Origin of the sequence: Micromonospora maritima (assembly GCF_902825405.1) — a bacterium.
GTDB lineage: Bacteria > Actinomycetota > Actinomycetes > Mycobacteriales > Micromonosporaceae > Micromonospora > Micromonospora maritima.
This window is the reverse complement of the sequence record NZ_CADEAU010000019.1, coordinates 19,333-29,021: the sequence shown is the minus strand read 5'-3', so window position 1 is coordinate 29,021 and position 9,689 is coordinate 19,333. Positions and strand designations below refer to the sequence as shown.

8 protein-coding genes and 1 pseudogene are annotated in these 9,689 nt (G+C 74.2%); 3 read left to right on the top strand and 6 right to left on the bottom strand.

Annotation, left to right across the window (positions count from 1 at the left end; all coding sequences use genetic code 11):
• Positions 1-73: 73 nt before the first annotated feature.
• The 5 genes from HUW36_RS04425 to HUW36_RS04405 all read right to left on the bottom strand — a co-directional run bounded on the left by HUW36_RS04425 (position 74) and on the right by HUW36_RS04405 (position 6,383).
• The gene (locus HUW36_RS04425; protein ID WP_174526926.1) at positions 74-1,282 is read right to left on the bottom strand and encodes a serine hydrolase domain-containing protein; all 1,209 of its coding nucleotides are present in this window, start codon (positions 1,280-1,282) and stop codon (positions 74-76) included.
• 96 nt (positions 1,283-1,378) lie between these two features.
• Positions 1,379-2,866, bottom strand: a complete 1,488-nt coding sequence (locus HUW36_RS04420) for a N,N-dimethylformamidase beta subunit family domain-containing protein (protein ID WP_174526925.1) — start codon at positions 2,864-2,866, stop codon at positions 1,379-1,381.
• Positions 2,867-2,951: 85 nt separating this feature from the next.
• The gene (locus tag HUW36_RS04415) at positions 2,952-4,517 is read right to left on the bottom strand and encodes an AMP-binding protein (protein WP_174526924.1); all 1,566 of its coding nucleotides are present in this window, start codon (positions 4,515-4,517) and stop codon (positions 2,952-2,954) included.
• Positions 4,518-4,713: 196 nt separating this feature from the next.
• A complete protein-coding gene (locus HUW36_RS04410; protein ID WP_174526923.1) occupies positions 4,714-5,928 on the bottom strand; it encodes an acyl-CoA dehydrogenase family protein in 1,215 nt (404 codons plus the stop codon).
• A 2-nt stretch (positions 5,929-5,930) separates the two neighbouring features.
• Positions 5,931-6,383 (bottom strand): SCP2 sterol-binding domain-containing protein, encoded by a 453-nt coding sequence (locus tag HUW36_RS04405; protein WP_091565780.1) that lies wholly within the window; start codon positions 6,381-6,383, stop codon positions 5,931-5,933.
• 78 nt (positions 6,384-6,461) lie between these two features.
• Between HUW36_RS04405 and HUW36_RS04400 the strand changes: the two genes are divergently transcribed.
• On the top strand, positions 6,462-7,100 hold the full coding sequence (locus tag HUW36_RS04400; protein WP_172967875.1) for a TetR/AcrR family transcriptional regulator: 639 nt from the start codon (positions 6,462-6,464) through the stop codon (positions 7,098-7,100).
• 21 nt (positions 7,101-7,121) lie between these two features.
• Here the strand turns inward: HUW36_RS04400 and HUW36_RS04395 are convergent.
• A pseudogene (locus tag HUW36_RS04395) lies at positions 7,122-7,736 on the bottom strand (DedA family protein); the annotation flags it as partial.
• A gap of 160 nt (positions 7,737-7,896) precedes the next feature.
• On the opposite strand from HUW36_RS04395, the gene HUW36_RS04390 reads away from it, so the two are divergent.
• Together HUW36_RS04390 and HUW36_RS04385 are read left to right on the top strand one after the other, a co-directional pair.
• Complete coding sequence (locus tag HUW36_RS04390; protein ID WP_217428771.1) at positions 7,897-9,039, top strand: sensor histidine kinase; 1,143 nt, start codon at positions 7,897-7,899, stop codon at positions 9,037-9,039.
• A complete protein-coding gene (locus HUW36_RS04385) occupies positions 9,036-9,680 on the top strand; it encodes a response regulator (protein ID WP_174526922.1) in 645 nt (214 codons plus the stop codon). Before HUW36_RS04390 ends, HUW36_RS04385 begins: the two co-directional genes overlap by 4 nt.
• The last annotated feature ends 9 nt before the right edge of the window (positions 9,681-9,689 follow it).

Here is a 9,689-nt window from a genome sequence, read left to right as displayed (position 1 = left end):
CTGGTACGCGGCGTCGAGCTGGCCGGCGCCCACCACCGGGGCGACATCGCGGCGGCGGCGGTGGACGGCCGGATCACGATCCCGGGCTGACCGTGGGCTGCGGCGCGGCGGGCGGCAGCATGCCGAGCGCCGCGCCGATCACGGCCTGGGCGGTCCGGCTCAGCTCCTCGCTCTTCGCGTCCGTCGCGGTGATCGAGTACTCGACCCGGAACCGGCCGTCCCGGGTGGCGGCGACGCCGGCGAGGTAGCCGTAGCGGCTGCCGGTCTTGAGCCACAGGGTCTGCCCGCCCACCGGCATGGCGGTCAGCCCGGCGCTGTACGTGCCGGTGGTGTGGTCGGCCAGCACCGGTCGGGTGAACATCTCGGTCAGCCACGGCTCCGGCACCACCCGTCCGGCGAACAGCGCCGTCATGAAGGTGTCCAGGTCGGACAGGCTGGAGATGAGGTTGCCGGCGGCCGGGGTGAAGGTCTGGCTCCACACCGTCGCGTCGACCAGCTCGGTCCGGCCGTCGCGGATCACGGCCTGGTACCCGTGGGTGTGCGGCCCACGGATGCGCGGGTCGTCGCCCGGCGCGTACGTGTCCCGCAGGCCGAGCGGCCGGGCGATGCGCCGCCGCACCTCCTCGGCGTACGAGTGGCCGGTGACCTTCTCGATCAGCATGCCGGCCACGATGTAGCCCATGTTGGTGTAGTGCTGGTCCGTGCCGGGTTCGAACTCGCGCGGGTTGCGCAGGCCGAGGCGGACGATCTGCTCCGGGGTCCACCTGTCGTAGCGGTGGGTCAGCTGCCACTCGATTCCGCCCGGCAGCTTCGGGCTCGGTATCCCGTTGGTGTGGTTCAGGAGCTGGCGGACGGTGACCGGCGGGTAGTCGGCGGGTAGCAGGCCGGGCAGGTAACGCTGCACCGTGCCGTCCAGGTCGAGCCGCCCCTCGGCGACCAGTTGCAGCGTCACCGCGGCGGTGAACGTCTTGGTGACGCTGCCGACGCGGAACCGGGCGTGCGGCGGCACCGGGGCGGACCCGTGCAGGGCGCGTACGCCGCTGGTGCCGGTCCAGCATCCGTCGACAGTGGTGACGCGGACCTGGGCGCTGGTGGCGTCGTCGGTGGGCAGCCCGGCGATCGCCTGCCGCATCGGGGTCGGGTCGAGGGTGCCGATGGCGCAGTCGGACCGGTGGGCGCCGGGCGGCGCGGCGAGGGCGGCACCCGGGACGACGGCGGCGACCAGGGCTCCGGCCAGCGCGGCGGCGACCGTGCGGCGACGGGCGGCATCAGTGATCTTCATGTCATCGATCCTGTCGTCGCCGGCCGGCGTGGGCATCCGGGTGACACCCGCATCCCACCCCCGGTCGGTCCTGGGTGGAATCCCGCGGCCGCACCCCTAGGGCGTGCGACTCCGGCCGACGATCCGGTCGAGCACGTTGGCGGTGGCCCGCTCGATCCGCGGGTCGCGGTGCCCGCGCCGGTCGAGCGCCATCGTCCAGCCGAGCGTGCCGCTGGCGAAGACGACCGCCCCGCCCGGCGTCTCGTACACGCTTGTGCTCTGGAGCCGCCGGCCGCCCTGCTGCGCCGGGTACGGCGAGGAGCTGAGCGTGGTCGCGGCGGGTCGGGCGACGCCCGCGTTCACCCCGTCGGCCTCGCCGTCGACCACCCCTGGGACGCGGTCGCCGTCGGCGACCCCGGTGCCGGCCCAGACCCAGTGGTCGGCGGCGCGTACCACGAGCGGTTGCGGCTCGCGCACGATGCCGTTGTACTGCACCCCGAGCAGCGCCTGCTCGGGCCGGTCGAGGTCGCGCCACGTCACGGTGGGACCGGACGCGTCCGTACCCGGATCGGGCGGCGTCTTGGCGCACTCGACCACCCGGTCCGGGCGGCCGTTGCCGCCCGCGCGGACCCGCGCGTGCCAGTAGACGCTGTTCGCGCCGAGGAAGACGAGGCTGGTGCCGGCGGCCAGCCCGGCCTCGGTGGCCCGGCGCATCTCCGCCGACCAGTACTCGTCGTGCCCGCAGAAGACCAGCCCTCGGTGGCGGGACGGATCGAGCCGACCGGAGTGCAGGTCGAGGCTGGTGGCGTAGCTGACGTCGTAGCGGTTGCGCTCCAACCAGTGGATCACGTCCTCGTCGCGGTCGAAGTGGGTGGGCAGGCCCGCGTCGGCGTACGGGCGGTCGAAGGACACCGCACGGGCCCGCAGCGCCGGGTCGCGCCGCCCGTCCGGCCGGTAGCCGTTGTAGAGGCTCCTGCCCACGCGTCGGTCGCGGGGCCACTGGTTGTAGGCCTGCCAGGTGGTCACCGGCAGCACCACGCAGAGCGGGGCGGCGCGCCTGTCGTCCCGGACCACGAAGGGGGTGCTCGACCGCCAGCCGGAAGCCGACGTGAAGACCGCCTGGTAGAGGCCGGAGACCCAGTTCCTCGGCACGGGCAGGCGCCAGGACGCCGGCCACCGGCAGTCGAGCGCCCCGGTGGTCGGATCGGCGACCGGCACCGGCTGCGGCACGCCGCGCAGCTCGGGGCTGGTCAGCATGGTGCGGGCACCGGCCCCGCCATACCAGCCGAGGCGGTGCACGCTGACCCGGAACCGGCCGGCCGGAACGACCGCGACGTGGAAGTCGATCACACTGCCGGGCGCGACGCTCGTCGTCGAGGCGTACCCCTGGATCTGGCGTCGCCGGTCGTCGGCGGCCCGGCCGCCCCGCGGCGGCCACCAGGGCTGACCCGGCGCGCGGTTCTCCCGCTCGACGGGCGGGACCTGGCGGCGGGCGGGCGGGGTGCCGTGGTGGCGGCCGAGCACCGGGTCGACGGGCCCGATGACGGCGGCGGACGCGCCGCCGAGCAGGAGGCCGAGCGCAGTGCGCCGCCGGAGTCGGACCATCGTGCTGTTCCCCGTTCACCCCGTTGGAACCGGGGAGAACGTAACACCGCGTGTCGCCCGGTGTCCGTCCCGTGTGGTCAGCCGATCAGCCGAAGTATCGGCGCAGCTCCCGGCCCAGCACCTTGCCGGTGGCGTTGCGCGGCAGGTACTTGACGAAGACCACGTCGCGGGGCACGGAGAAGCGGGCCAGGTAGTGCCGGACGTACTCGCGGACCGCCTCCGGGTCGAGCGTCTCACCGGGCCGCAGCGCCAGGAAGGCGGCCAGTCGCTGGCCGTACTCCGGGTCGGGCACACCGATCACCGCCACCTCGCGGACCTGCGGCAACCGGGCGATCAGGTCCTCCACCTCGGAGGGGAAGACGTTCTCCCCGCCCGAGACGATCATGTCGTCGGCGCGCCCGTCCACGAAGAGCAGGCCGTCCGGGTTCAGTCGCCCGAGGTCACCGGTGTCCAGCAGGCCGTCGCGGCTCTCCCGGCCGGCGCCCGAGGTGTAACCCTCGAAGAGCATCTCGTTGCCCACGAAGATCCGTCCGACCTGGCCGTCGCGGACCGGCTGGCCCGCCTCGTCCACGATCTCCAGCCGGGTGCCGTGCGGCGGTCGGCCGGCCGTGGTGGGCGCGGCCCGCAACTCGGCCGGGCCGGCGATGGACGCCCAGGAGACCTCGGTCGAGCCGTAGAGGTTGTAGAGCACGTCGCCGTAGCGGTCCATGAAGGCCGTGGCCAGGTTGCCGGGCAGCGCCGAGCCGCTGACCGCGACCACCTTGAGCGGCGGCCGGGGCTGCGGCGGTGGCACCTCCATCAGCCGCTGCAACATCACCGGTACGGCGAAGAGCGCGTCGCAGGGCTGCGCGGTCAGCGCGGCCACCGTGGCGGCCGGGTCGAAGCGGCGGTGCAGCACGACCGTGGCCCGCAGCGCGAACGAGACCTGGAGGGCGGCGTATCCCCAGGTGTGGAAGAGGGGCGCGGCGATCATGACGGTGTCGCGGGCGTGCAGCGGGATCCGGTCGATGATGGACACCAGCGGGCCGAAGCCGTGCGGGGTGGGCCGGCGGGCGCCCTTGGGTGTGCCGGTGGTGCCGGAGGTCAGCACGATGGTGCGGCCGTCGCGCTCCGGCGGCTGGAGCCGGTCACCGGGCACGGCGCCGGCGATCAGCTCCTCCTGCCGCCGCTCGTCGACGCGGTGCAGCTCGGCCGGGAGGCCGAGGACACGCTCGGCGAACTCGGCGTCGTGCACCAGGACCCGCAGGCCCTGTTCCTCGGTGACGGTGGCCAGCTGCGCGGCGGAGAGACCGGTGTTGACCAGGACGGCGTCCGCGCCGAGCAGCATCGCCGCGACGATCGCCTCGATCAGCCCGTGGTGGTTGCGGCAGAGCAGGCCGACCCGGTCGCCGGTCTGCACGCCGAGGCCGGCCCGTAGGGACCGGGCCAGCCGTTCCGACCGGTCCAGCAGTTCCTGGTACGTCAGCGTGGCGCCGTTCTCGTCGACCACGGCGACGCGTCCGGGGTCGCGGGCGGCGGCCTGACGCAGCTCGCCAGCGAGGCTCCAGCCCCAGCGGCGCAGCGCGTTCAGTTGCGAGGCCACCCGGATCGGGCGGCCCGGGGTGAGCAGTCCGCGTCGGGTGAGCGTGGCGACGATGAACGGCAGGTCCAAGGCGCAACCTCCTTCGCGTTCGTGGTCTCCCGATCATGCATCCGGGCGGTCCGTCCGCCCAGCCGGCGTGGTCATCGGCCCAACCTGCGGACACCCGCGGTCGTGGCCGGGCCGGTCGCGGACCGGCGGCCCGACCCGCGACGGGGTACGCCCGGCACGGCGTGCCGTCGCGGGTCGGGTCGGGGTCCGCCGGCGATCAGCGGATCTGCATCCCGGAGATGGCCCGGGAGATGACCAGTCGCTGGATCTCGGAGGTTCCCTCGAAGATGGTGTAGATCTTGGCGTCCCGGTACCACCGCTCGACCGGGTGGTCGCGCAGGAAGCCGGCGCCGCCGAGGAGCTGGACCGCCTTGTCGGTGACCGCGACGGCCACCTCGCCGGCCTTGAGCTTGGACATCGAGCCCTCGCCCGCGGTGAACGGCCGGTTGTTGCGGCCCATCCAGGACGCCCGCCAGACCAGCAGCCGGGCGGCGTCGATCTCCATCTTCATGTCGGCGAGCGCGAACGCGACCGCCTGGTTGGCGATGATCGGTCGGCCGAACTGGACCCGGTCCTTGGCGTAGTCGAGGGCGTACTCGTACGCGGCGCGGGCCACGCCGAGCGCCTGCGCGCCGACGGTCGGGCGGGACAGTTCGAACGTCCGCATCGCGGCCTGGCCGGAGGCGCGCTGCCCGGACCGGGCCCGGGCCAGCCGCTCGTCGAGCGCGTCCTTGCCGCCGAGCAGGCAGCGGCCCGGCACCCGGACGTCGTCGAGGAAGACGTCGGCGGTGTGCGAGGCGCGCAGCCCGAGCTTGCGCAGCTTGCGGGTGGCGTTGAGGCCGGGCGTGCCCGGCGGTACGACGAACGCGGCCTGCCCGCGCGAGCCCAGCTCCGGCTCGACCGAGGCGGTGACCACGTGCACGCCGGCGATGCCGCCGTTGGTGGCGTACGCCTTCTGCCCGTTGAGCACCCACTCGTCGGTGGCCTGGTCGTAGACGGCGCGGGTCCGCATCGACCCGACGTCGGAGCCGGCCTCCGGCTCGGTGGTGCAGAACGCGGCGACGGCCGGGGAGTCGACGTCCCCGAAGCACTGCGGGACCCACTCGACGAGCTGGTCGGGGGTGCCGGCGCCGTAGATCCCGGCGACCGCGAGGGCGGTGCCGAAGATGCTCAGGCCGATGCCGGCGTCGCCCCAGAAGAGTTCCTCGCTGGCGATCGGCAGGGAGAGGCCGGTGGGGTCGGCCCAGCAGGTGGCGAGGAACTCGAACCCGTACAGGCCGACCTTCGCCGCCTCCTGGATGACCGGCCAGGGGGTCTCCTCCCGGGCGTCCCACTCGGCCGCGGCCGGGCGCACGACCTCGGCGGCGAAGCCGTGCACCCAGTCGCGGAGGTCCCGCTGTTCCTCGTTCAGGTCGAGCGAGAACTCGGCCATGGTCAGGCCTTGGGGATGTCGAACAGGTTGGCGATGTTGGCGGCCAGGCCCAGGTCACCCTTGGCCTTCAGCTTGCCGGTCATGAACATCATCACCGGGTTGGCGCCGCCGGAGACGATCTTCAGGAACTCGACCGGGCCCATGGTGAGGCTGAGCTTCGGGTCCCGGGTCGGGGTCTCCGAGACGGTGCAGGTGCCGTTCTCGATGACGATCTCGTAGGTGTCGGTGCCGCCGTCCGGACGACCGGTGATGTTCCAGTGGATGACCGCGTTGGTGGAGCCGGCGCGGTCGGCGCGGAACAGCGTGGGCATCCGGTTGAAGACCTCGCTGAGGATCTTGCCGCGCGCCTCGCCGGACATGATCTCGGCGATCTTGTCGTCCGGGGTGGACTTGACCAGCTGCGCGAACTCCTTCGGGCCGACGTTCGCGAAGTTGGCCGGGTCGAAGTCAGTCATGGGGGAATGCACCTCTCGGGCGGGCCGACTTTGGTTACTCTGGCGTAACCTTACGCACGAGTAGGTATGCTCGCAAGGGTGTCCAGCACGCCGACCTTCAAGCGCCTGCCCCGGGCCGTACGCGAGCAGCAGATGCTCGACGCGGCGGTCAAGGTCTTCTCCCGCCGTGGCTTCCACGCCGCCAGCATGGACGAGATCGCCGACGACGCCGGCATCTCCAAGCCGATGGTCTACGCCTACCTCGGCACCAAGGAGGAGCTCTTCGTCGCGTGCCTGCACCGCGAGGGCACCCGGATGATGGAGGCGATCGCCGGGGCCGCCGCTCCCGAGCTGCCCGCCGACGAGCGGCTGTGGCGCGGGCTGCGCGCGTTCTTCGGGTTCGTCGGCGCGCACCGGGACGGCTGGGCCGTGCTCTACCGGCAGGCCCGCGGCTCCCAGCCGTTCGCCGCCGAGCTGGCCGCCATGCGCGGCCGGCTGGTCGAGGTGGTCGCCGGGATGCTCGACCACGCGCTGCGCGCCTCCGGCCGGGAGGTCGGCGCCACCGACCTGGAGGTGGTCGCGTACGCGCTGGTGGGCGCCACCGAGTCGCTCGCCGACTGGCTGGCCGACCACCCCGAGGCCGACGCCGAGAAGACCGCCACCCGGATGATGAACGTGGCCTGGCTCGGTGCCGACCAGTTGCTGCGCGGCGTCACCTGGCACCCGGGGGAGGTGTAAGGAAGGGCCCCCTCTTAACAACCGCGCCGCGCGGACCCGCGCCGCGCGCCGACCCCGGGCCCAGCGCACCACCTCCACCACCAGCGTCACGGTGAGAGCCAGTCCCAACCCGAACAGCAGGCCACGGATCGGGTCCTGCTCGAAGGCGAGCCCGCCCAGGTAGCCCACCGACGCCGAGTAGGTGCCCCAGGTGGCGGCGGCCAGCGCGTCGAAGGCGAGGAAGCGCCGGCGCGGGAACCGGGTCGCCCCCATGGTGAGCGTCACCGCGGTCCGGCCGCCCGGCACGTACCGGGCCACGGTGAGGATGAGCCCGCCCCGCACCGCGATGCCCCGCCGGGCCCGGTCCGCCGCCGCCCGACGCCGGCTCCCCTCGGGCAGCCGGTCCAACAGCCGCGCTCCGCCGTGCCGGCCGACGGCGTAGGAGACGTGGTCTCCCACCAGCGCGCCGAGCGCGGCCGCGCCGATCACCAGCGGCAGCTCGGGCCGGCCGGTCGCGGCGAACACCCCGGCGGTGATGACGGCGGTCTCGCTCGGTACGACCGGGAAGAAGCCGTCCACCACGGCGATGGCGAACAGCGCCAGGTAGACCCAGGGCGAGGAGATCGTGTCGTGGAGCAGTTCGAGAGCGGCATCCATGGCGTCGATGCTGGTCGGGCCGGCGGTCGAGGGAATCTGCCGACGGTCGGCCCCAAGGGTCCACTTTCGTCGTGCCGGACCCGGAGGGCGCCTCGGGGTAGGCACCCAACCCTCCCCGAGCCCGGTCCCGTCGCGGGCCGACCCGACCTAGGCTCGCGGGGTGACCACCTGGCCGGTCGCCGTCCGGCGCGTCGAACCCCACCTGCCGCTGCTGCTGGCCGCGGCCGTGGCCGCCGCGACCTGGGCCTCGGCGACCGGTGGGCTCGGCGTCCGCTCGCCGTTGCCGACGGTGGTGGTCGTACTTTTCGCACTGGCCACCGGTGCGTCGGTGCTCAGCCCGCGCCGCTGGGTCCTGCCCGCCGCCGCGGCCGTGTGCTGGCTGACCCTGGCCGCGTGGGCGGGCGTCGTGGTCGCGTCCTGGCGTGCCGGCACCGGCCTGCGCGGGGGTCGGCTCGCCGCCTACCTGCTCGGGACGTTCCCGGTCATGCTCGCCGGCATGGCGATCGGCGGTGTGGTGGGCGGCGAACGCCGCATGGTCGTCGCCACCCCCGGCAACGCGCTGATGTTCTACGCCTCGTTGGTGATCGCCCCGGCGCTCGCCGGGCTCTGGATCGGGGCCCGCCGGGACGTCCTGGCCGCCCTGCGGGACCGGGCCGAGCGACTGGAGCGCGAGCAGGAGGCCCGGGCCGACCGGGTCCGCGCGCAGGAGCGGGCCCGGATCGCGCGGGAGATGCACGACGTCGTCGCGCACCGGGTCTCGTTGATGGTGGTGCACGCCGGCGCGCTGGAGGTGACCACCGCCGACCCCGCCACCGTCGAGACGGCCGCGCTGATCCGGTCCACCGGCCGGGCCGCCCTGACCGACCTGCGGGAGGTGCTCGGCGTGCTCCGGCAGGAGCCCCCGCTGCCGCTGCCCGGCCGGGACGCGGTCGGCGATCTGGTCCGCGAGTCACGCGCGGCCGGCCTCCGGGTGGGGCTGACCGACGAGGTGACGCCCGGCCCGGTGCCGGGCGCGGTGGCGCGGACCGTGCACCGGGTGGTCCAGGAAGGGCTGACGAACGTGCGCAAGCACGCCCCGGACGCGGCGGTCGCCGTCCGGCTGCGGCAGCTGCCCGAGGGGATCGAGGTCAGCGTCCGCAACGACCCGTCCGACCGTGACGGCCCGGTCCTGCCCGGCGCCGGGCTCGGCCTGGTGGGCCTGCGGGAGCGGGTCGAGCTGACCGGCGGGCGGCTGTCGGCCGGACCGACCCCGGACGGGGGGTTCCTGCTGCGCGCGCTGGTGCCGATGGGGGAGGCGACGTGATCCGGGTGGTGATCGCGGACGACGAGCAGCTCATCCGCGCCGGGCTGCGGCTGATCCTGGAAGCGGCGCCGGACATCACCGTGGTCGGCGAGGCCGCCGACGGGACCGAGGCGCGGGCCGCCACCCTGCGGCTGCGCCCCGACGTGGTGCTGCTGGACGTACGCATGCCCGGCGTCGACGGGCTGGCCGCGGCACCGGCGATCGTGGCCGCCGGGTCGAAGGTGGTCATGCTGACCACCTTCGATCTGGACGAGTACGTGCACGAGGCGCTCCGGGCCGGCGCGGTCGGCTTCCTGCTCAAGGACACGCCGCCCCGGGATCTCGCCACCGCCGTCCGGACCGCCGCCGCCGGGAACGCCATGCTCGCGCCCACCGTGACCCGGCGTTTGATCAGCTCCTTCGCCGAGCGCGGCCCGGCCCGGCGGGAGGTCGCCCGGCAACGGCTGGCCCGGCTGACCGACCGGGAGGCGGCGATCGTCCGCGAGGTGGCCCGGGGGGACGGGAACGCCGAGGTGGGCCGCCGGGTCGGTGCCAGCGAGGCGACCGTGAAGACGCACGTCAGCCGTGCGTTGGCCAAGCTCGGCGTGGCCAACCGGGTGCAGCTCGCCATCCTCGTGCACGACGCCGACCTGCTGGAGTGACGGCACCGG

Coding starts and splice junctions, on each gene's coding strand:
- HUW36_RS04410 (WP_174526923.1), bottom strand. CDS start 5,928: ATGGCCGAGTTCTCGCTCGACCTGAACGAGGAACAGCGGGACCTCCGC.
- HUW36_RS04405 (WP_091565780.1), bottom strand. CDS start 6,383: ATGACTGACTTCGACCCGGCCAACTTCGCGAACGTCGGCCCGAAGGAG.
- HUW36_RS04420 (WP_174526925.1), bottom strand. CDS start 2,866: ATGGTCCGACTCCGGCGGCGCACTGCGCTCGGCCTCCTGCTCGGCGGC.
- HUW36_RS04425 (WP_174526926.1), bottom strand. CDS start 1,282: ATGAAGATCACTGATGCCGCCCGTCGCCGCACGGTCGCCGCCGCGCTG.